At 66.1% G+C, this 18,187-nt stretch carries 20 protein-coding genes; 10 read left to right on the top strand and 10 right to left on the bottom strand.

The features are described 5' to 3' along the window. The first annotated feature begins 9 nt into the window (after positions 1-9). Positions 10-1,122 (top strand): tRNA 2-thiouridine(34) synthase MnmA, encoded by a 1,113-nt coding sequence (mnmA, locus tag HMPREF9710_RS05985; protein ID WP_005664784.1) that lies wholly within the window; start codon positions 10-12, stop codon positions 1,120-1,122. Positions 1,123-1,125: 3 nt separating this feature from the next. Here mnmA and HMPREF9710_RS05980 read toward each other — a convergent pair whose 3' ends face one another. After that, positions 1,126-2,904: a putative bifunctional diguanylate cyclase/phosphodiesterase gene (locus HMPREF9710_RS05980; RefSeq protein ID WP_005664783.1), complete on the bottom strand. Its 1,779-nt coding sequence runs from the start codon at positions 2,902-2,904 to the stop codon at positions 1,126-1,128. Positions 2,905-3,073: 169 nt separating this feature from the next. Here HMPREF9710_RS05980 and HMPREF9710_RS05975 point away from each other — a divergent pair, with 169 nt between their 5' ends. Then, entirely contained in the window at positions 3,074-3,805 is a 732-nt protein-coding gene (locus tag HMPREF9710_RS05975) for a GAF domain-containing protein (RefSeq protein ID WP_005664782.1), read from the top strand. A 6-nt stretch (positions 3,806-3,811) separates the two neighbouring features. Here HMPREF9710_RS05975 and HMPREF9710_RS05970 read toward each other — a convergent pair whose 3' ends face one another. From HMPREF9710_RS05970 to HMPREF9710_RS05960, 3 genes are read right to left on the bottom strand one after another with little or no spacing between them, the layout of a single operon-like run. Then, the gene (locus HMPREF9710_RS05970; RefSeq protein WP_005664781.1) at positions 3,812-4,210 is read right to left on the bottom strand and encodes a response regulator; all 399 of its coding nucleotides are present in this window, start codon (positions 4,208-4,210) and stop codon (positions 3,812-3,814) included. Between the two features lie 15 nt (positions 4,211-4,225). Then, positions 4,226-5,002, bottom strand: a complete 777-nt coding sequence (locus HMPREF9710_RS05965) for a 5'-3' exonuclease (protein ID WP_005664780.1) — start codon at positions 5,000-5,002, stop codon at positions 4,226-4,228. 12 nt (positions 5,003-5,014) lie between these two features. Further along, positions 5,015-5,689 carry a glutathione S-transferase gene (locus tag HMPREF9710_RS05960; protein WP_005664779.1) on the bottom strand — a complete coding sequence of 225 codons (675 nt, stop codon included), beginning with the start codon at positions 5,687-5,689 and terminating at the stop codon, positions 5,015-5,017. 142 nt (positions 5,690-5,831) lie between these two features. Here HMPREF9710_RS05960 and HMPREF9710_RS05955 point away from each other — a divergent pair, with 142 nt between their 5' ends. Then, the gene (locus HMPREF9710_RS05955) at positions 5,832-6,704 is read left to right on the top strand and encodes a DUF72 domain-containing protein (protein WP_040775090.1); all 873 of its coding nucleotides are present in this window, start codon (positions 5,832-5,834) and stop codon (positions 6,702-6,704) included. A 9-nt stretch (positions 6,705-6,713) separates the two neighbouring features. Here the strand turns inward: HMPREF9710_RS05955 and HMPREF9710_RS05950 are convergent, their stop codons facing one another. The 3 genes from HMPREF9710_RS05950 to HMPREF9710_RS05940 are packed head-to-tail and all read right to left on the bottom strand — an operon-like array spanning position 6,714 to position 9,118. Beyond that, positions 6,714-6,968 (bottom strand): DUF6587 family protein, encoded by a 255-nt coding sequence (locus HMPREF9710_RS05950; protein WP_005664775.1) that lies wholly within the window; start codon positions 6,966-6,968, stop codon positions 6,714-6,716. Position 6,969: 1 nt separating this feature from the next. Beyond that, positions 6,970-8,850, bottom strand: a complete 1,881-nt coding sequence (gene feoB, locus HMPREF9710_RS05945) for a ferrous iron transporter B (protein ID WP_005664773.1) — start codon at positions 8,848-8,850, stop codon at positions 6,970-6,972. A gap of 4 nt (positions 8,851-8,854) precedes the next feature. Further along, the gene (locus HMPREF9710_RS05940; protein WP_040775774.1) at positions 8,855-9,118 is read right to left on the bottom strand and encodes a FeoA family protein; all 264 of its coding nucleotides are present in this window, start codon (positions 9,116-9,118) and stop codon (positions 8,855-8,857) included. 235 nt (positions 9,119-9,353) lie between these two features. Between HMPREF9710_RS05940 and HMPREF9710_RS05935 the strand changes: the two genes are divergently transcribed. From HMPREF9710_RS05935 to bfr, 3 genes are all read left to right on the top strand, one after another. Beyond that, entirely contained in the window at positions 9,354-9,563 is a 210-nt protein-coding gene (locus HMPREF9710_RS05935) for a (2Fe-2S)-binding protein (protein WP_005664770.1), read from the top strand. A gap of 190 nt (positions 9,564-9,753) precedes the next feature. Beyond that, positions 9,754-10,302, top strand: coding sequence for a response regulator transcription factor (locus HMPREF9710_RS28795; protein ID WP_157225437.1), 549 nt, complete (start codon positions 9,754-9,756; stop codon positions 10,300-10,302). Between the two features lie 304 nt (positions 10,303-10,606). Then, positions 10,607-11,077, top strand: a complete 471-nt coding sequence (bfr, locus tag HMPREF9710_RS05925) for a bacterioferritin (protein ID WP_005664766.1) — start codon at positions 10,607-10,609, stop codon at positions 11,075-11,077. Between the two features lie 80 nt (positions 11,078-11,157). Here bfr and HMPREF9710_RS05920 read toward each other — a convergent pair whose 3' ends face one another. Together HMPREF9710_RS05920 and HMPREF9710_RS05915 are read right to left on the bottom strand one after the other, a co-directional pair. Next, positions 11,158-12,084 carry a PfkB family carbohydrate kinase gene (locus tag HMPREF9710_RS05920; RefSeq protein ID WP_229409739.1) on the bottom strand — a complete coding sequence of 309 codons (927 nt, stop codon included), beginning with the start codon at positions 12,082-12,084 and terminating at the stop codon, positions 11,158-11,160. A 14-nt stretch (positions 12,085-12,098) separates the two neighbouring features. After that, positions 12,099-12,713: a glutathione S-transferase C-terminal domain-containing protein gene (locus HMPREF9710_RS05915; RefSeq protein ID WP_005664763.1), complete on the bottom strand. Its 615-nt coding sequence runs from the start codon at positions 12,711-12,713 to the stop codon at positions 12,099-12,101. 157 nt (positions 12,714-12,870) lie between these two features. Between HMPREF9710_RS05915 and purB the strand changes: the two genes are divergently transcribed. Next, on the top strand, positions 12,871-14,262 hold the full coding sequence (purB, locus tag HMPREF9710_RS05910; protein ID WP_005664761.1) for an adenylosuccinate lyase: 1,392 nt from the start codon (positions 12,871-12,873) through the stop codon (positions 14,260-14,262). 38 nt (positions 14,263-14,300) lie between these two features. On the opposite strand, the gene HMPREF9710_RS05905 is transcribed toward purB, so the two are convergent. Then, positions 14,301-16,220, bottom strand: coding sequence for a TOL_0244 family TonB-dependent receptor (locus tag HMPREF9710_RS05905; RefSeq protein ID WP_371855224.1), 1,920 nt, complete (start codon positions 16,218-16,220; stop codon positions 14,301-14,303). A 187-nt stretch (positions 16,221-16,407) separates the two neighbouring features. On the opposite strand from HMPREF9710_RS05905, the gene HMPREF9710_RS05900 reads away from it, so the two are divergent. The 3 genes from HMPREF9710_RS05900 to HMPREF9710_RS05890 are packed head-to-tail and all read left to right on the top strand — an operon-like array spanning position 16,408 to position 18,113. Next, positions 16,408-16,956 (top strand): cytochrome b, encoded by a 549-nt coding sequence (locus tag HMPREF9710_RS05900; protein ID WP_005664757.1) that lies wholly within the window; start codon positions 16,408-16,410, stop codon positions 16,954-16,956. Beyond that, positions 16,953-17,507 (top strand): YceI family protein, encoded by a 555-nt coding sequence (locus HMPREF9710_RS05895; RefSeq protein WP_005664755.1) that lies wholly within the window; start codon positions 16,953-16,955, stop codon positions 17,505-17,507. The genes HMPREF9710_RS05900 and HMPREF9710_RS05895 overlap by 4 nt, the downstream gene beginning before the upstream one ends. Before the next feature lie 36 nt (positions 17,508-17,543). After that, complete coding sequence (locus HMPREF9710_RS05890; RefSeq protein ID WP_005664752.1) at positions 17,544-18,113, top strand: YceI family protein; 570 nt, start codon at positions 17,544-17,546, stop codon at positions 18,111-18,113. The last annotated feature ends 74 nt before the right edge of the window (positions 18,114-18,187 follow it).

The following is an 18,187-nucleotide window of genomic DNA, read 5'->3' as shown; positions in this document are numbered from 1 at the left end:
GGACGTAACATGAGCAAGAAAAAAGTCGTGATCGGGATGTCGGGCGGAGTCGACTCCTCGGTCGCGGCGTGGATGCTGAAAGAACAAGGCTACGACGTGGTCGGCCTGTTCATGAAGAACTGGGAAGACGACGACGACTCCGAATACTGCTCGACGCGCCAGGACTGGATCGACGCGGCCAGCGTGGCCGACGTGGTCGGGGTCGACATCGAGGCAGTCAACTTCGCCTCCGAATACAAGGACCGCGTGTTCGCAGAGTTCCTGCGCGAATACCAGGCCGGCCGCACGCCCAACCCGGACGTGCTGTGCAACGCCGAAATCAAGTTCAAGGCCTTCCTCGACCATGCGATGAAGCTGGGCGCCGACCTGATCGCGACCGGCCACTACGCGCGCGTGCGCCAGAACACCGGCAGCGGCAAGTTCGAGCTGCTCAAGGCGTTCGACGCCACCAAGGACCAGAGCTACTTCTTGCATCGCCTGAACCAGGCGCAGCTCTCGAAGTCGCTGTTCCCGCTGGGCGAGATCCCCAAGACCGAAGTGCGCAAGATCGCCGAAAAGCTGAAATTGCCGAATGCCGCCAAGAAGGATTCGACCGGCATCTGCTTCATCGGCGAGCGCCCGTTCCGCGACTTCCTGAACCGCTACCTGTCGTACAAGCCGGGCCCGATCAGGCTCGACGACGGCACCAAGGTCGGCGAGCACGTCGGCCTGTCGTTCTACACGCTGGGCCAGCGCAAGGGCATCGGCATCGGCGGCCTGAAGTCGCGCAAGAACGCGGACGGCACCAGCGAGCCATGGTTCGTGGCGCGCAAGGACATCGAGGCCAACACCCTGTACATCGTGCAGGGCCATGACCACCCATGGCTGCTGTCGAACCGCCTGGAAGCGGGCCAGGCCAGCTGGATCGCGGGCGAAGCCCCGGCGCCGCGCGAGCTGTCGGCCAAGACCCGTTATCGCCAGGCCGACGTGGCCTGCCGCGTGCTGGCCGAAGGCGACAGTAGATTCGTCCTCGATTTCAGCGATCCGCAATGGGCAGTCACGCCCGGCCAGTCGGCCGTGCTGTACGACGGCGACGTCTGCCTGGGCGGCGGCATCATCGACGCCCGCTCGGGCGTCGCGTAATCCTCAGCGAGCGCGCCCGGCCAGCCATTCGGCCAGCGCGCTCGGCGCCAGCGGGCGCGCATGCAGGTAACCCTGCACCTCGTCGCAGCCCGCCGCGCGCAGGAAGTCTTCCACTTCCACCGTCTCCACGCCTTCGCCCACCACCTTGTGGCCCAGGTCGTGCGACAGCTTGATCATCGTCCCTACCAGCGCGCGCCGGCGTTCGTCGTGGGCCAGGTTGCGCATGAAGCTCTGGTCGATCTTGACCACGTTCGCCGGCAGGCTTTGCAGGTAGGCCAGGCTGCTGTAGCCGGTGCCGAAGTCGTCGATCGCCAGCTGCACGCCGGCGCGCGCCAGGCGTTCCAGCGTGACCTGCGCCACCTTCGGATTACGCATCAGCGCGCTTTCGGTGAGTTCGATCGCCAGGCTGGACGCCGGCACGCGGTGGCGCGCCAGCAGCTTCAGCACGCGGTCGCAGAAATCCGGTTCTTCCAGGTTCACCGCCGACACGTTGACCGCCACCTGCAAGGCGACGCCGTCCTGGCGCCAGGCGGCCACCTGGCGCATCGCCGCGGCCAGCACCCATTCGGTGGTGGCGCGCGCCAGCGAGGTGCCTTCGATCACCGGGATGAATTCGCCCGGCGAGATGGCGCCTTTCTCGGGATGAGTCCAGCGCAGCAGCGCCTCGACGCTGGCGCAGGCGCCGTCCTTCAGGGCGACCTTGGGCTGGTACACCAGGTGCAGCTGGCTGCGGCTCTCGAGCGCGGCGCGGAAGGCGTTCACCAGCCAGAAGCGGCGCTGCAGGATGGCGTCGTGCTCGGACGAGAACACGCGCACGCAGCGCTCGGCGGCCAGGCCGTCGTGGGCGGCGCTGTGCATATTGCGCAGCAGGTCCAGGCCCTCGGTCTGGCCGACCGTGAACGGGGCGATGCCGACCGTGGTCGTGGTGATGAAGCGCGCCTGTCCATGACCGGAACGGGCGTCGAGCCAGGACTGCAGCTGGGCGCGGAAGGTCTCGAGCGAGACGCCGGGTGGCGCGAAGAAGGCGAACTGGGTGCTGGCGACATGGTAGATCTTGCCGGCGCCGCCCAGGCGCAGCAGCGGCACCGCGTCGCGCACCATCTCGTCGAGATAGCCGGACCCCATCACGCGCTGGGCGTCGCTCAGTTCCTGCGGGCTGGCCAGGCTGACCAGGGCCGCCAGCCGCATGTCGCCGGCCGGCCCGGCCAGCTCGAGGTCGGTGAAATCGCTGATGAACTGGTTGCGGTTGGGCAGGCCGCTGATCGGGTCGATCCGGCCCAGCGCGTGCTGCAGCTCGATCTGCGCCATCACCATCGTCGCCAGGTCTTGCAGCGCCTGGCTCTCGGCCGCCGTCACCTGGCGCGGCTCGGTGCCCAGCACGCACATCGCGCCCAGCGCAAAACCGTCGCTGGTCACGAGCGGTGCGCCGGCATAAAAGCGGATGCCGTCGGCGGCCAGCTTGCTGTCACGGAAATAGGCGTTTTCAAGCAGGTCGGGCACGACCAGCAGGTGGGCGGTATCGGCCACCTCCGCGCACGGCGCGCGCAGGCGCGGGATCGAATCATGCTCGACGCCGACCTTCGACTTGAACCACTGGCGGTCGCTGTCGGTCAGCGACACCGCCGCGATCGGCAGGTTGAACAGCTGGGCGGCCATGCGCGTGATGCGGTCGAAGGCCTCGCTGGGCGGCGTGTCCAACAGTTCCAGGCGGTGCAGGGCCTCGAGACGCGCCGCTTCTTGAGCAGAACAAGCAAATAGTGCCGGTTCGATAGGTGAATTCATGGGGGCCCTGACTGGTACGCACACGCGCAAAAAGTGACGAAATTGACGAAGTAGAAGCTATTGTTGCGAAAAAAATTCCATGAGTCAACAATTATCGGTAATCGGTCGTCATATTCGTTATTTTATGTTGCTTCGTGTAAAATTGAGCGATCAGAGCAATACAGCCTCCATGACGATGAAAACCGAGAACGACGATCCGATCCTGACCACACGCGACGCGGCGCGCCTGCTCGGCGTGGCGGTGAGCACTGCCCAGGTGTGGATGGAAGGCGGCGCGCTGCCGACCTGGAAAACGCCGGGCGGCCATCGCCGCGTGCATCTGAGCGAGGTGCATCGTTTGCTGCGCCAGCGCGAAGCGGACGCCGCCGCGGTGGACGCGTCCCCGCCGACCGGAGAATTCCTCCCCGCGCCCGCTCCCGCCTATCCGGCGCCGCGCAACGAAGCGCAGCGCCTGGCGGCGCTCGCCGCGACGAGGCTGATGGACTCGCCCCAGGAAGAAGTATTCGACCGCCTGACCTGGCTGGCCAGCCATGTGACCGATTGTCCGATGGCCCTGCTCACGCTTCTCTCTGGCCGGCGCCAGTGGTTCAAGTCGCGCATCGGCCTGGCGCAAAGCGAGACGCCGCGCGAGGTCGCTTTCTGCAGCCATACGATCATGCAGGACGCCGCCTTCGTGGTGCAGGACGCGGGCGCCGATCCGCGCTTCGCCGCCAATCCGCTGGTGACGGGCGAACCGCACATCCGCTTCTATGCCGGCTATCCGGTGCTGGACGCGCGCGGCATGGCGCTCGGCTCGCTGTGCGTGCTGGACCGCGAGCCGCGCCGCCTGCGCGAGCGCGAATTGCGCGCGCTGCGCGAACTGGCCGCGATCGCGTCCGACGAAATCGGGCGCCGCGGCTAGGAACCGTCAATCGGGCTTGGCGGCGGAAGCCTGCTGCTTCTTGACGAAGGCGATCACGGTATTGCGGATGGTCTTGAGCACGGTGTCGGCCTTGAACGGCTTGACGATGAAGCCGTGCACGCCGCGCGCCGCCGCCGACTGCACGGCCTGCGCGTCGAGCGTGCCCGAGACCAGGAAGATCAGGGTCTTGGGCAGCTCGGCGCGCAGCTGCTCGACCACGTTGTTGCCGTCCTCGACCTGCTCGCGCGCGATGCAGATCACGTGCGGACGGTGCTTGATCGCCAGGCCGTAGCCGAGCGCGCTGGTGTGGGTCGCGCCCACCACCTCGTAGCTGCCGTCGGCCAGCACGGTGCCCAGCATCGAACGCGACACCGCGTTTCCATCCACGATTACCGCCTTGAGCATCGCGTCGTTTTCCTTCTAATTCGATTCATAGGCCAGCATGTTCCAGGTCACGCCCAGGCGCACATCGAGCTTGAGCGACACCAGGCAACGCGAGATCTCGAGTATCTCACGCTCGGCGCGCAGCCTTTCTCCCAGCGGCGTCTTGAGGATGCCGGCGCCGGCAATGACGGCGTCGAGGCTGCCATAGGCATTGAGCAGGCGCGCGGCGGTCTTCATGCCGATCTTGGACACGCCCGGCACGCCGTCGGTCGGATCGCCCATCAGCGCCAGCAGGTCGTGCAGCAGCTCGGGCGCGACGCCGAAGCGCTGGCGCACCCAGGCGTCGTCGTGCCATTCGTTCTTGAAATGGTCCCACACCAGCGCGCCATGCGCGATCAGGGGGTGCAGGTCCTTGTCGGTGGTGGCGACGATGGCTTCGCCGCGTCCTTCCGACAGCCAGCGCATCACGCCGGTGGCGATCACGTCATCGGCCTCGACCTCGGGAATCGACACCACGTGCAGGCCCGCGGCGCGCAGGCGCTCGTGGAATTCGGGCAGCGCCGCGCGCAATTCATGGGGCATCGCCGCCCTGCCCTCGCGGTAGCGCGGATACAGCGCGTGGCGCCAGTTCTCGCCGCCATGGTCGAAGGCCGCCAGCACGTGGGTCGGCGCATGCGTCTCGAGCACGTTGCGAAACGACGAGAAGGCGTGGCGCAGCGCGATACTGGCCTTCAGGCTTGAATCGGGCTCGGGACTGGCCTCGTACACCCGGCGCACGATGTTCAGGCCGTCGATGGCGAGCAGCTTGGCCATGCTGGGACTCCGTCAGGCCTTTCCAATCTCGTACTTGCCGCCGCGCTCGAGCGCGCGCTGGTAGGCCGGCCGCGCGTGGATGCGCTCGAGGAAATCGCTCAGGTTCGGGTACTTGCCATCGAGTCCGCCGCGCGAGGCCGCCGCCTCCAGCGGGAAGCTGAGCTGGATGTCGGCCGCCGTGAACTCCTCGCCGGTGAACCAGGGATGCTTGCCCAGTTCCGCTTCCAGGTAGCCCAGGTGCAGCGCGATCTGCGGCAGCACGAAGCTGCCCTTGACCTTTTGCGCGATGCCGCGCGCGATCGGCTTGACGAAGAACGGCATCGGACTGTTCTCGACCTTGTCGAACACCAGCTTGAGCAGCAGCGGCGGCATCGCCGACCCCTCGGCATAGTGCAGGAAGTGGGTGTAGCGCAGGCGCGCCGGGGTGCCGGCCGCGGGCCGCAGTCGGCCCTCGCCATGGCGCTCGACCAGGTACTCGGCGATGGCGCCCGACTCGGCCACGACCAGGTCGCCGTCGGTAATCACCGGCGACTTGCCCAGCGGGTGCACCGCCTTCAGCTCGGGCGGGGCCAGCATGGTCCTGGGGTCGCGCTGGTAGCGCTTGATCTCGTACTCCAGGCCCAGCTCTTCCAGCAGCCACAGGATGCGCTGCGAGCGCGAATTGTTCAGGTGATGGACGACGATCATGGCGGCTCTGGGAGTGACGATGGGCGCTAGCTTAGCACTGTTGCGCCTTTGCCAAAAGGGCGTCGCCGCTCCGGCGGCATGGGCCCCGGCTGGGTGCGCCAGCGCACGACCGCGCGCCGCCGCGCCGTGTATCGTGGCAGGCATGAGCGGATCGACCTACATCGGCATCTCGGGCTGGCGCTACGTGCCGTGGCGCGGCAAGTTCTATCCGCCGGGGCTGGCCCAGCACCGCGAGCTCGAATACGCCGCGACCCAGCTGCCCAGCATCGAGATCAACGGCGCGTTCTACTCGCTGCAGCGGCCCGCGAGCTATGCCGCCTGGTACGCTGCCACGCCGCCCGGCTTCGTGTTCGCGGTCAAGGGCAACCGCTTCATCACCCATATGCTGCGCCTGCGCGACGTCGCCAAGCCGCTGGCCAATGTGCTGGCCTCGGGCATGTTCGAGCTGCGCGAGAAGCTCGGCCCCATGCTGTGGCAGTTCCCGCCCAACTTCGCCTTCGAGCCGGAACGCTTCGAGACGTTTCTCTCCTTGCTGCCGCATGATACCCATGCCGCGGCCGAACTGGCCAAGGGTCATGAGGCGCGCATGGAAGGCAGGGTCACGCTCGATCCCGGACCAAGGAGAGCGATGCGGCACGCGGTCGAGATCCGCCACGAGAGCTTTCGCGACCCCGCCTTCATCGCCCTGCTGCGCAAGCACAAGGTGGCGCTGGTGGTGGCCGACACCGCCGGGCGCTGGCCGCAGATCGAGGACGTGACGGCCGACTTCGTGTACGTGCGCCTGCATGGCGACAAGGAACTGTATGCGAGCGGCTACGACGACGATGCGATCGAGAACTGGGCAAGGAAGATCCGCGCCTGGCGCGATGGGGGACAACCGCAGGATGCCTGCCTGGCATCGAGCAAGGCGCCGCGCAAGCGCGGCAAGCGCGACGTCTACTGCTACTTCGACAACGACATCAAGGTGCATGCGCCGTTCGACGCGCAGCGCCTGATCGCGGCGCTGCGGGATTGAAGAGAAAACTCAGTGCTTCTGGTGCAGCCTGATCACGCGGTGCTTGCCGGGCGGATCCGGTTGCTTGGGTGTGCAACCGCTGCCGCAGCTGCCGCCGCCGCAACCGCCGCCGCCCGACTTGTCCAGCCAGCGCGCCAGGACGGACTTGCGACCGCCCCGGGTCAGGTGCATGACCAGGCGCGCGCGCAGGCCGGCCGACATGTATTTCGCGCCCAGGTACAGCGCGGAGGCAAGCACGATAACAATGACGGCCAATTCCTGCATATCAGGCTCCAGTGATGGCGAGGGTGACGCGGTAGACAATGAAGGCCGCCACGTAGGCCAGGCCGAACATGTAGCCGGCCATGATCCAGGCGTACTTGCGGCTGCCGGTTTCGCGGGCCACGGTGGCCAGGGTCGGCAGGCAGTGCGGCGCGTAGACGTACCAGGCCAGCAGCGCCAGGCCGGTGGCCAGCGACCACGATTGCGCGATCAGCGGCGCCAGCGTGTCGCCGACTTCGTCGCCGCCCGACAGCGCGTACACGGTGCCCAGCGCGCCGACCGCCACTTCGCGCGCGGCCATGCCCGGCACCAGCGCGATCGCGATCTGCCAGTTGAAGCCGATCGGCGCCAGGATCACTTCCAGCGCGCGGCCGATCATGCCGGCCACGCTGTAGTAGATCGGCGGCTCGGCCGCGCCTTCCGGCGCGCCCGGGAAGCTCGACAGCAGCCAGAGCAGGACCATCATGGTCAGGATCAGCGTGCCGACCCGCATCAGGAAGATCTTGGTGCGTTCCCACAGGCCCGAGGCCAGGGCGCTCAGCTGCGGCCAGTGGTAGGCCGGCAGTTCGAGCATCAGCGCGTGCTGCTTGTAGGTGCTGCGGCGCTTCATGAACCAGGCCACGCCCATCGCCGACAGGATGCCGGCCATGTACAGGATGAACAGCACCAGGCCCTGCAGGTTGAGGATGCCGGCCACGGTCTGGTCGGGGATGAAGGCCGCGATCAGCAGCGCATACACCGGCAGGCGCGCCGAGCATGTCATCAGGGGCGCGATCATGATCGTCACCAGGCGGTCGCGCGGATTCTGGATCGTGCGCGCGGCCATCACGCCGGGGATCGCGCAGGCGAACGAGGACAGCAGCGGCAGGAAGGCGCGCCCCGACAGGCCGACGCTGCCCATGATGCGGTCCAGCAGGAAGGCCGCGCGCGGCAGGTAGCCCACGTCTTCGAGCAGCAGGATGAAGAAGAACAGGATCAGGATCTGCGGCAGGAACACCAGCACGCTGCCGACGCCGGCGATGATGCCGTCCACGATCAGGCTGTGCAGGATGCCTTCGCCGAGCAGGTCGCCGACGAATCCGCCCAGGGCGCCGACGCCGGCCTCGATCATGTCCATCGGCGTGCCGGCCCAGCTGAACACGGCCTGGAAGATCAGGAACATCAGCGCGGCCAGGATGACCGGGCCCGCGATCGGATGCATCACGACGTTGTCGATCTTCTCGGTCAGGTTGCCGGTGTCCTTGGCGGTGGAGACGGCGGCGGCCAGGATGCGGCGCACCTCGCGCTGGGTCTCCTCGACCGGCACCGCGTCGATCGCCGACAGCGGATTGGCCTTGACCGGCGCGTCGAAGCGCATGCGATCCAGCTCGGCCAGCAGGGCCTGTTCGCCGCCCGACTGGATGGCGACGGTCTCCACCACCGGCATGCCCAGTTCCTGCGACAGCTTCGCGGTGTCGATCTCGATGCCCCGCTTCCTGGCGACGTCGACCATGTTCAGGGTCAGCACCATCGGCAGGCCGAGACGCTTGAGTTCCAGCACCAGGCGCAGGTTCAGGCGCAGATTGGTCGCGTTGACCACGCACAGCACCGCGTCCGGCGGCTGTTCTCCCGCGCGCAGGCCGGCCACCACGTCACGCGTGATGCCTTCGTCCGGCGTCTGCGCATTCAGGCTGTAGGCGCCCGGCAGGTCGAGCACGCGGAACGCCCGTCCGGCCGGCGACTTGAAGCTGCCTTCCTTGCGCTCGATGGTGACGCCGGCGTAGTTCGCGACCTTCTGGCGCGAGCCGGTGAGACGGTTGAAGAGCGCGGTCTTGCCGCAATTGGGATTGCCGAGCAGTGCGACCAGCGGGGTGCGGGCCGCCACTTGTTGTTCCATCACTCCCATGCGCTCAGTCCGCCTTGATCGAATTGATCGACACGAGCGCCGCTTCGAAGCGGCGCAGCGCGAAGGTCGACTCGCCGACCTTGACCGCCAGCGGACCGCCCAGCACCCGCTTGAGCACGCGGATGCGCTCGCCCGGCACGAAGCCCAGCTCCATCAGGCGGCGCTGAATGTCGACGCCGCCCTGCGCATGCGGCGCCAGCTGGACTACGGTGGCACTCTGGCCCGCTTTCAGCGAGTCGAGGGTGGACAGGGTGGGGGCTAGGGTCATGGCAGCTTCCAGATGGTTGTTGCGCTTATGAGACAGCGACAGGAATAATGCCGACATCATAGCGCTAAATGCGAATTATTTCTATTTGCAGCTTGTCATTGCCGGATCGAAAAGCTCAAAAATAGTGCACACGGCACGCAGAATTCGCTTGATTTCGCGGCCGAGTTTACAGAAAATAGCAACGCAAATGAGAATGATTCGCATTTTTGTAGCATAAACAGCAAGGGTAGTTTCGATGATCGTCTGTGTCTGCAACAACATCTCCGACCGTGAAATCCGCCAGGCGGCCGACCTGGGCATCTCCTCCATCGCAGAACTGCGCAAGGAACTGGGCGTCGGCACCATGTGCGGCAAGTGCGTCAGCTATGCGCGTGAAGTCCTGCACGAGCACATCGACAGCAAGACCACGATCACCGAAGTGCGCCGCATCCCGCAAGCGGCCTGAATTTCCGGATCTCCTCTCTCCTGCCCCGCCACGTCGCGGGGCTTCTTTCGTCCGCGGCCTGCGCTTAAAAAGTCGTTCATCGCGGCCGGCTATACTGGCCGGTCAACGACTTCCGGGTACGCCCCATGAACATCCTGCTCGTCGAGGACGACGCCATGCTGGCCGCCGCCATCCGCGAACGCGTGCCCAGATGTCCGAGCGCATCGCCGGCCTGGATGCCGGCGCCGACGACTACCTGGTGAAACCCGTCGAATTCAGCGAGCTGTGGGCGCGCATGCGCGCCGTGACCCGGCGCAGCGTAGGCAAGACGGTGCCGACGCTCGCCTGCCGCAACGTGGTGCGGGACGTGGCACGCCAGGCCGTCACCTGCGACGGCCAGCCGGTGACCTTGAACGCCTGCGACTACCGCACCCTGCTCGCCTTCATGGAGCGGCCCGGCCACATCATCGCGCGCAGCCACCCAGGCGTCGCGCGAGACGGCGGCCAGGGCCCGCGACAGGTCGGTCACGGTGACGCCCAGCGCCGCCATCGCCGCCGGATCGACCTCCACCCGCACCTCGCGCTCCACGCCGCCCATCAAGACGCGGCAGGGTGGCGTCGAAGCGCGCCAGCAGCGCGCCGCCGCCGTGCCTGCGCCGATGGCGAAAAGACGCCGGGTGGGTGTGTGGAAAAGAAACCTGGGACGTGTAGGCATCGGCGACATGGACGCGGGAATACGGATGACGCCGGCCGCAATTGACGGGCGTATCGCGGCGAACCATGGAAGGGCGAATCATGCCAAGCAACGATTAATGGTTTTTTAATGGATGAGGGATGATAAAAACAGATGCGCACGATGAAATGAGAAGCGCTTTCATTTTCATTTTCGCGGTAGCGAGAAGCGTTTTCAACATGGAGTGAGAACGGTTTCTATTACGGCGTATTTCGTGGCTTTTTCTTCGATTTAATGCGCTTTTTTCGCGAAATTTCTCTCTTTTGAGGGCATATCGTGACGGCTTGTTTGCTATCATGGAGCCCATTCAAAATCACCAGGGGCACTCCAAATGAAAGGCGATCAAAACGTCATCCGTCTGCTGAACGCACAGCTGACCAATGAACTCACCGCAATCAATCAGTATTTCCTGCATGCGCGCATGTACCGCCATTGGGGCCTGGAAAAACTGGGCAAGAAAGAATACGAAGAATCGATCGGCGAAATGAAGCACGCCGACAAGCTGATCGACCGCATCCTGATGCTGGACGGCCTGCCGAACCTGCAGGCGCTGCACAAGCTGCTGATCGGCGAATCGACCCAGGAAATGCTGGAATGCGACCTGAAGCTGGAACGCGCCGCGCAAGTGACCGTCAAGGAAGGCATCGCCGCCTGCGAAGCGGCCGCCGATTACGTGTCGCGCGACCTGTTCCTGGAAATCCTGGAAGACACCGAAGAACACATCGAGTGGCTGGAAACCCAGCTCGACCTGATCGTCAAGGTCGGCATCCAGAATTACCTGCAAAGCCAGATCGCTTCGTGATCACGGCGTGATCGCGTCGTGATCAACCGAGGGCCGACTTGCGCCGGCCCTTTTGCATTGCGCGCCATCCGGCCCGGTCTTCAGCGCCAGCGCGTCATCCACTTGTCGTAGAACCCCATATCCCTCGGCACCGCGCCGGGAATCGCGCAGATCGCGCCGGCGAATTCGTTCGCGCGCGACAAGGCGGTTTCCAGCGGCCAGCCACGCATCCGTCCCAGCAGGAAGATCGCCGCGAAGGCGTCGCCCGCCCCCACCGTATCGATCACGAACGGCGGCGCGGGATGGTCGCGCTGGGTCAGGACCCGGCCCTCGCTGTCGAAGTACACCGAGCCGCGGTGACCCAGGGTGACGATCAGGGCGTCGAGCGAGAACATCTTGAGCAATGCCTGGCACGAGGCATGCACCTCGCCGGCCGCCAGCGGCGGATCGTCGGGCTTGATCTGGAAGTACCAGCCGAACAGCGCCTGCAATTCTTCTTCGTTGACCTTGACGATGTTCGCCGCCTGCAGCGAGCGGGTGACGCCGCGCTCGTCGTACTGGCCGTCGCGCAGGTTCAGGTCGAGGAAGCGCACAGCCGTGCCGGCGGCGCCATCCAGTACGGCGCTCAAAGCGCCGCGCGACACCTCATGGCGCTGGGCCAGCATGCCGAAATAGACGATGCCCGGCGTGACGCTGTCGACGCTCGCCACCGCAGCGGCGCGGTCGATGAAGTCGTAGGCCTGGTTGGGCAGGATCGTGAAACGGTGGCCGCGCGGGCCGCGCTCGACCAGCACGCGGCCGGTTTCCTCGAGCGGGTCGAGCTGCAGCCCGGCCTCGCTCATGGCGAAGCGCTCGAACTCGGCGCGCACCAGCTGGCCGCTCTTGTCGTCGCCGATGCGGGTGATGCTGAGCACCGGCGCCATGAAGGCGGCCAGGTGGCGCGCCACGTTGAACGGCGCCCCGCCGACGACCTGCTCGGCCTGAAAATCGTCGACCAGCGCTTCGCCGAACACCACGGCGGTGGACATGCCCGGCGTGCCGCTCATGCGAGGAAGGGGACGGTGTCCTTGAACGACTGGCGCTCGGACAGCTTGTCGAACAGGCGGGCCAGGTTCGGGTAGTCGCCGCGCCAGTCGATGTCGGGGAAGCGGAAGGCGATCCAGCCCAGGGCGCAGCCGACGGCGACGTCGGCCAGCGAATAGTGGTTGCCGGCGCTGAAAGCCGACTCGCCGAGGCGCTCGGACATCACGCGCAGGCCGGCGTGCACCTTGCCCCACTGGCGGGCTATCCATTCGGGGCTTTGCTGGGCTTCGGGGCGCAGGGTGGTTTCCAGGCGCACCAGCACGGCCGCATCGAGCACGCCGTCGGCCAGGGCTTCCCAGACCTTGACCTCGGCCCGGTCGCGCCCGTTCGGCGGCAGCAGCTTGCAGACCGGAGTGAGCGTGTCGAGGTATTCGGCGATCACGCGCGAGTCGTACAGGGTGCTGCCGTCTTCCATCACCAGGCATGGAACCTTGCCCAGCGGATTCGTCTGCTGGATGGTGGTGTCGGCGGCCCAGACGTTCTCCTGGATGAAGGAATAGTCGAGCTTTTTATCCGCCATCACGACACGGACCTTGCGGACGTAGGGGCTGGTGACAGAACCGATGAGTTTCATGGGAGGTCGCAGTTGGGAATCGAAGCCCAGTATAGCATCGGGCCCTGCCGCAAAACCTGCGCTGTCGCCGCCCCAACACACTCCCGCACCGCGGCATGCGCAAGGGTTCGCCGCCCGTCCGGTGGTAAAATCCGCGTTTTTGACCGGACCGCCCGCCATGACCTCTACCGCCCTGTCCCCCGCAGTTTCCCCGACATTGTCGGCCCTGTCCCCGCTCGACGGCCGTTACGCTTCGAAAACCGACAAGCTGCGCCCGATCCTGTCGGAAACGGGTTTCATGCACCACCGCGTGAAGGTCGAGATCGCGTGGCTGCAGGCACTGTCGCAGGCTGGCTTTGCCGAGATCAAGCCGTTTTCAAGCGAAGCGATCGCTCACCTCGACAAGATGGCCTCCGAGTTCGGCGAAAAGGATGCCGCGCGCATCAAGGAAATCGAGGCGGTCACCAACCATGACGTCAAGGCGGTCGAATACTGGCTCAAGGAGCAGGTCAAGGACGTGCCTGAACTGGTCGCGGCCAGCGAGTTCATCCACTTCGCCTGCACCTCGGAAGACATCAACAACACCTCGCACGGCATGATGCTGAAAAGCGCGCGCGACGGCGTGCTGCTGCCGGCCCTGCAGGCCATCATCGCGAAACTGACCGAGATCGCCCACGCCAACGCGGCGCTGCCGATGCTGTCGCGCACCCATGGCCAGACCGCCAGCCCGACGACGCTCGGCAAGGAATTCGCCAACGTGGTCGCGCGCCTGCAGCGCGCGGTCAAGCGCATCGCCGACGTCGAAATCCTGGGCAAGATGAATGGCGCGGTCGGCAACTACAACGCGCACCTGTCGGCCTATCCCGAATTCGACTGGCCGGCCTTCTCGAAGAACGTGATCGAACAGCGCCTGGGCCTGACCTTCAATCCGTACACCATCCAGATCGAGCCGCACGACTACATGGCCGAGATGTTCGACGCCATCGCGCGCACCAACACCATCCTGCTCGACCTGAACCGCGACATCTGGACCTACGTCTCGCTGGGCTACTTCAAGCAGAAACTGAAGGCGGGCGAGATCGGTTCGTCGACCATGCCGCACAAGGTCAACCCGATCGACTTCGAGAACTCGGAAGGCAACCTGGGCCTGGCCAATTCGGTGCTGCGCCACATGGCCGACAAGCTGCCGGTCTCGCGCATGCAGCGCGACCTGACCGATTCGACGGTGCTGCGCAATATCGGCGTCGGCTTCGGCTACGCCCTGCTGGCCTATGACAGCTGCCTGCGCGGCCTGAACAAGCTCGAGGTGAACGCCGCCCGCCTGGAGCAGGACCTGGACGCGAACTGGGAAGTGCTGGCCGAGCCGGTGCAGACCGTGATGCGCCGCTACGGCATCGCCAACCCCTACGAGCAGCTGAAGGAACTCACCCGCGGCAAGGGCATCACCCGCGACGCGCTGCGCGAGTTCATCGAGACCCTGGCCGTGCCGCAGGAAGCCAAGGACCTGATGCTGGCGATGACGCCGGCGAACTACACCGGCCTGGCGGCGAAGCTGGCGGCCGACATCTAAGCCGTATCATGCGATGCCGCCGCTCCGGCGGCATCGCCTCAGTAATCCCACCTCAGCTTGACCCCCACCCGGCGCTCGAACTGCGCGCGGTACATCGCCGTGCCGAACTCGGTGTGCCCGCCATTCAGGTTTTCTCCATACACCGACAGCGCCAGGCCCGGCCGCAGGCGCCAGCCGAAGCGCGCGTCCAGCGCCGTATACGCAGGCACGCCGACCGCCGCCAGCTCGGCCACCCGGCGCAGGCTGACGTCGATCTCGCGCGCATCGTCGATGTTGTAGCTCGAACGCAGTTGCAGGGTGTACGTGGGGTCGCGCCGCGCCGCCAGCACGCTGCCAATGTCGTTGCTTTCCGGCTTGGTGTACAGGCGCTGGTGCAGCGCCGTCCAGCCGGCCGACAGGCGCCAGCGCGGCATGGCCTGCCAGCTGCCCCAGGCTTCCACGCCCGTGCCATAGCCTTCCATCAGGCTGGCGAACACCAGGTAAGTGCGGGTCGGGTCGAATTCTTGCGTGCGCAAGTGCTCGTAGTCGTGGTGGAACAGCGTGACGGAATACGACAGCGCCGGCGCCGGCTGGCCGCGGTAGCCGAGCTCGACGACGCGCGCCACTTCGCTGCGCACCTGCGACCCGCCCTGCAGGATGTAAGGCGGCTGGCCGGGCACCCAGGCATCGACGTCCAGGCGCGACGGCGCGCGCACCGTGCGCGCCAGGGCCGCCCACAGCGCATGCTGCGGCGACAGCCGCCATGACAGCCGCGCGCTGGGCAGGAACTCGGTGCCCGTGTAATGGTTGTACTCGGCCCGCCCGCCCAGCACCAGGCGCCAGTCGTCGCGCAGCGTGATCTCGTCCTGCACGAACAGGCTGCCCCAGCGTTGGGTGGTGCGCGCCGGCAAGAAAGCGACGTAGGGGCTGTTGTCGACCCGGTCGCGCGAATGCCGGTAGTTGGCGCCCCAGACGACGCCATGGCGGCCGTGCGCCGGCAGCGTGTGCTGGAACTGCAGGTCGGCGGTGGTGAGGCGCTCGGCGAACAAGGGCGGCGCCTCGCGCAGCGTGTGGTCGAGATAGGCCTGCACGTCGACGCTGCCGCCATCGTCCAGCACCCGCTGCCAGCGCGCCGTGAGGTTGGCGCCATCCGAATGCACCCGGCCGAAGCGGTTCGGTCCGCCCGGGGTGGCGATCTCGCCCGGCGCCGGCTGGTCGAGCCGGCCCTGGTAGACATTCCCCCGCACCGTGAAGCGGTCGGCGCCCCGCTCCCAGTCGGCGCGCACGCCGGCCATGGCGCGGCGATAGCCGTCGTCGATGCTCCCGCCGACGCCATCGCCGTCGGCGCGGCGCGTGAACTTGCCGAAGGCGCGCCAGGCGACGCCGTCCCCGCTGGCGCCGCCCTGGCGGAAGGCGGCGCCGGCGTCGCCGTCGTCGGCGCCGTGCGCCGCCACCATTGCGCCCTGCGTATCGCGCGCGGAGCGGGTGGTGATGTTGATGACGCCGTTGACCGCGTTCAGGCCCCACAGCACCCCGCCCGGCCCGCTGACCACCTCGATGCGCTCGACGTCTTCGAGCAGCACGTCCTGCGCGTCCCAGAACACGCCCGAGAACAGCGGCGTGTACACCGAGCGGCCGTCGATCAGCACCAGCAGCTTGTTCGACACCGCGCTGCCGCCGCTGTTGAGCCCGCGCGCGCTGATGGAATAGGCATAGCCGTTGATGCGCGCCACGTGCAGGTTGGGCGCCAGGCGCAGCGCCTCGGGCAGCGAATCGGCGCCGGAGCGGCGGATGTCGTCGGCCGTGATCACGAACACGGCCGCCGCCGCGTCCTGCAGGCGCTCGGGCCGCTTCGAGACCGAGGTGACCTGGATATTGGCCAGCTCCTCGATCGACAGGTCGGCCAGGTCTTGCATCTGCCCGCCAGGCGCCGCCGTGGCGGGCAATGCCAGGCAGGCGGCTGTGCCCGTGGCCAACACAAGGTTCCGGCAGCAATAAGTAATAAATGCGCTCATGACCGGATTTTACATTCGGTCGAGCCGAACGGTGCATGATTTACAAGTCCGTGCTAGTGTTTGCGACAGAAATTCAAGCCCGGCAGCACGGGTGATCGCTTTTTTGCTATAGTTGGTTAGTTCTAACTCGTACTAGTTACCCAGAGACAACATGCGCCGCTATACGATGCCTGCAATCGTGCTGCATTGGCTGATCGCCGTCGCCATCATCGGCACGTTCACGCTCGGCCTGGTCATGACCGACATCCAGGGCATCAGCATGGCCAAGATCCGCTACACCAACTGGCATAAATGGGCCGGCGTTACCGTACTCGGCCTGGCGGCGCTGCGCCTCCTGTGGCGCCTGTTCAACCATCCGCCGCAGTACGCCGACGAGATGCCGGCCTGGCAGCGCGGCGCCGCGCACGGCCTGCACATCCTGCTGTACGTGCTGATGTTCGCGGTGCCGCTGTCGGGGTATTTCTTCAGCCTGGCGGCCGGCTTCCCGGTGGTGTATTTCGGCGAAATCCCGCTGCCGGTGCTGATCGGGCCCGATCCCGAGTTGCGCGCCGTGCTGCGCGGCGTGCACTACTGGCTCAATATGCTGCTGGCTGGCCTGGTCGCCCTGCACGTGCTGGCCGCGTTCAAGCACCTGCTGGTCGACCGCGACGGCGTGATGCAGCGCATGCTCCCTATCCCTACCCCGAAGGAAAAACGATGAAACCATTCAAGGCCCTGCTGGTGGCGACCCTGGTCGGCGCCAGCGCCATCGCCGCCGCCGTCCCACTGAAGACCGATGCGGCCAGGAGCAGCGTCTCGGCCGTGTTCAAGCAGATGAACGTGCCGGTCGAGGCGCCGTTCCGCAGCTTCAGCGCCAGCATCGACTATGACGCGGCCAAGCCGGCCGCCTCGAAGGCGAACGTCGAGATCAATACCGCCAGCTTCGACATCGGCGACCCGATGTACAACAAGGAAGTCGCCAAGAAGGAATGGTTCAATTCGGCGCAATTCCCGAAGGCCAGCTTCGTGTCCACCAGCATCGTGCCTGGCAGCGCCGGCAAGCTGAACGTGTCGGGCAAGCTGACCCTGAAGGGCAAGACCGCGGACGTCACCTTCCCGCTGGCGGTCAAGGCCGAAGGCGGCAAACAGGTATTCGAGGGGCAGCTGCCGATCAAGCGGCTGGCCTTCAACATCGGCGAAGGCGAGTGGAAGGACACGAGCATGGTCGCCGATGAAGTCGTCATCAAGTTCCGCGTCACCGCGGCGCCTTAAACTTCACCACCACACCTATCAAAGGGACATCACCACATGAAGATCAAGCACCTGATCGCGGCCGCCGCCGCCCTCGCCGCCAGCACCGCCTTCGCCGCGCCGGTCACCTATGACATCGAACCGAACCACACCTATCCGAGCTTCGAAGCCGACCACATGGGCCTGTCGGTATGGCGCGGCAAGTTCAACAAGTCGAGCGGCAGCGTGACCCTCGACCGCGAAGCCAAGACCGGCTCGCTGGACATCACCGTCGACATCAACAGCATCGACTTCGGCCACGAAAAGATGAACGAGCACGCCAAGAAGCCGGACATCTTCGACGCCGCCAAATACCCGACCGCGACCTTCAAGTCGAAGTCGATCAAGTACACCGGCGACGTGCCGACCTCGGTCGACGGCGAGCTGACCCTGCACGGCGTGACCAAGCCGCTGACCCTGCAGATCAACAAGTTCAAGTGCATCATGCACCCGATGCTCAAGAAGGAAGCCTGCGGCGCCGACGTGGTGGGCACCTTCAAGCGCGACGACTTCGGCATCAGCTTCGGCCTGCCGAACTTCTCGCCGGAAGTGAAGCTGGCGATCCAGGTCGAAGCCGTCAAGCGCTGATCGACCGCGCCATCGATCGAATCATGTAAAAAGCCCCGCCGGCGCAAACCGGCGGGGCTTTTTTACGTGCGTTT

The organism is Massilia timonae CCUG 45783 (genome assembly GCF_000315425.1).
Lineage (GTDB): Bacteria > Pseudomonadota > Gammaproteobacteria > Burkholderiales > Burkholderiaceae_D > Telluria > Telluria timonae.
The sequence above is the reverse complement of the archived record's forward strand: the minus strand, read 5'-3'. Positions and strand labels throughout refer to the sequence as shown.

What these genes read in the sequence shown, in the direction of transcription:
- mnmA (WP_005664784.1), top strand. Translation starts at nt 10, where the DNA reads ATGAGCAAGAAAAAAGTCGTGATCGGGATGTCGGGCGGAGTCGACTCC.
- HMPREF9710_RS05980 (WP_005664783.1), bottom strand. Translation starts at nt 2,904, where the DNA reads ATGAATTCACCTATCGAACCGGCACTATTTGCTTGTTCTGCTCAAGAA.
- HMPREF9710_RS05975 (WP_005664782.1), top strand. Translation starts at nt 3,074, where the DNA reads ATGACGATGAAAACCGAGAACGACGATCCGATCCTGACCACACGCGAC.
- HMPREF9710_RS05970 (WP_005664781.1), bottom strand. Translation starts at nt 4,210, where the DNA reads ATGCTCAAGGCGGTAATCGTGGATGGAAACGCGGTGTCGCGTTCGATG.
- HMPREF9710_RS05965 (WP_005664780.1), bottom strand. Translation starts at nt 5,002, where the DNA reads ATGGCCAAGCTGCTCGCCATCGACGGCCTGAACATCGTGCGCCGGGTG.
- HMPREF9710_RS05960 (WP_005664779.1), bottom strand. Translation starts at nt 5,689, where the DNA reads ATGATCGTCGTCCATCACCTGAACAATTCGCGCTCGCAGCGCATCCTG.
- HMPREF9710_RS05955 (WP_040775090.1), top strand. Translation starts at nt 5,832, where the DNA reads ATGAGCGGATCGACCTACATCGGCATCTCGGGCTGGCGCTACGTGCCG.
- HMPREF9710_RS05950 (WP_005664775.1), bottom strand. Translation starts at nt 6,968, where the DNA reads ATGCAGGAATTGGCCGTCATTGTTATCGTGCTTGCCTCCGCGCTGTAC.
- feoB (WP_005664773.1), bottom strand. Translation starts at nt 8,850, where the DNA reads ATGGGAGTGATGGAACAACAAGTGGCGGCCCGCACCCCGCTGGTCGCA.
- HMPREF9710_RS05940 (WP_040775774.1), bottom strand. Translation starts at nt 9,118, where the DNA reads ATGACCCTAGCCCCCACCCTGTCCACCCTCGACTCGCTGAAAGCGGGC.
- HMPREF9710_RS05935 (WP_005664770.1), top strand. Translation starts at nt 9,354, where the DNA reads ATGATCGTCTGTGTCTGCAACAACATCTCCGACCGTGAAATCCGCCAG.
- HMPREF9710_RS28795 (WP_157225437.1), top strand. Translation starts at nt 9,754, where the DNA reads ATGTCCGAGCGCATCGCCGGCCTGGATGCCGGCGCCGACGACTACCTG.
- bfr (WP_005664766.1), top strand. Translation starts at nt 10,607, where the DNA reads ATGAAAGGCGATCAAAACGTCATCCGTCTGCTGAACGCACAGCTGACC.
- HMPREF9710_RS05920 (WP_229409739.1), bottom strand. Translation starts at nt 12,084, where the DNA reads ATGTCCACCGCCGTGGTGTTCGGCGAAGCGCTGGTCGACGATTTTCAG.
- HMPREF9710_RS05915 (WP_005664763.1), bottom strand. Translation starts at nt 12,713, where the DNA reads ATGAAACTCATCGGTTCTGTCACCAGCCCCTACGTCCGCAAGGTCCGT.
- purB (WP_005664761.1), top strand. Translation starts at nt 12,871, where the DNA reads ATGACCTCTACCGCCCTGTCCCCCGCAGTTTCCCCGACATTGTCGGCC.
- HMPREF9710_RS05900 (WP_005664757.1), top strand. Translation starts at nt 16,408, where the DNA reads ATGCGCCGCTATACGATGCCTGCAATCGTGCTGCATTGGCTGATCGCC.
- HMPREF9710_RS05895 (WP_005664755.1), top strand. Translation starts at nt 16,953, where the DNA reads ATGAAACCATTCAAGGCCCTGCTGGTGGCGACCCTGGTCGGCGCCAGC.
- HMPREF9710_RS05890 (WP_005664752.1), top strand. Translation starts at nt 17,544, where the DNA reads ATGAAGATCAAGCACCTGATCGCGGCCGCCGCCGCCCTCGCCGCCAGC.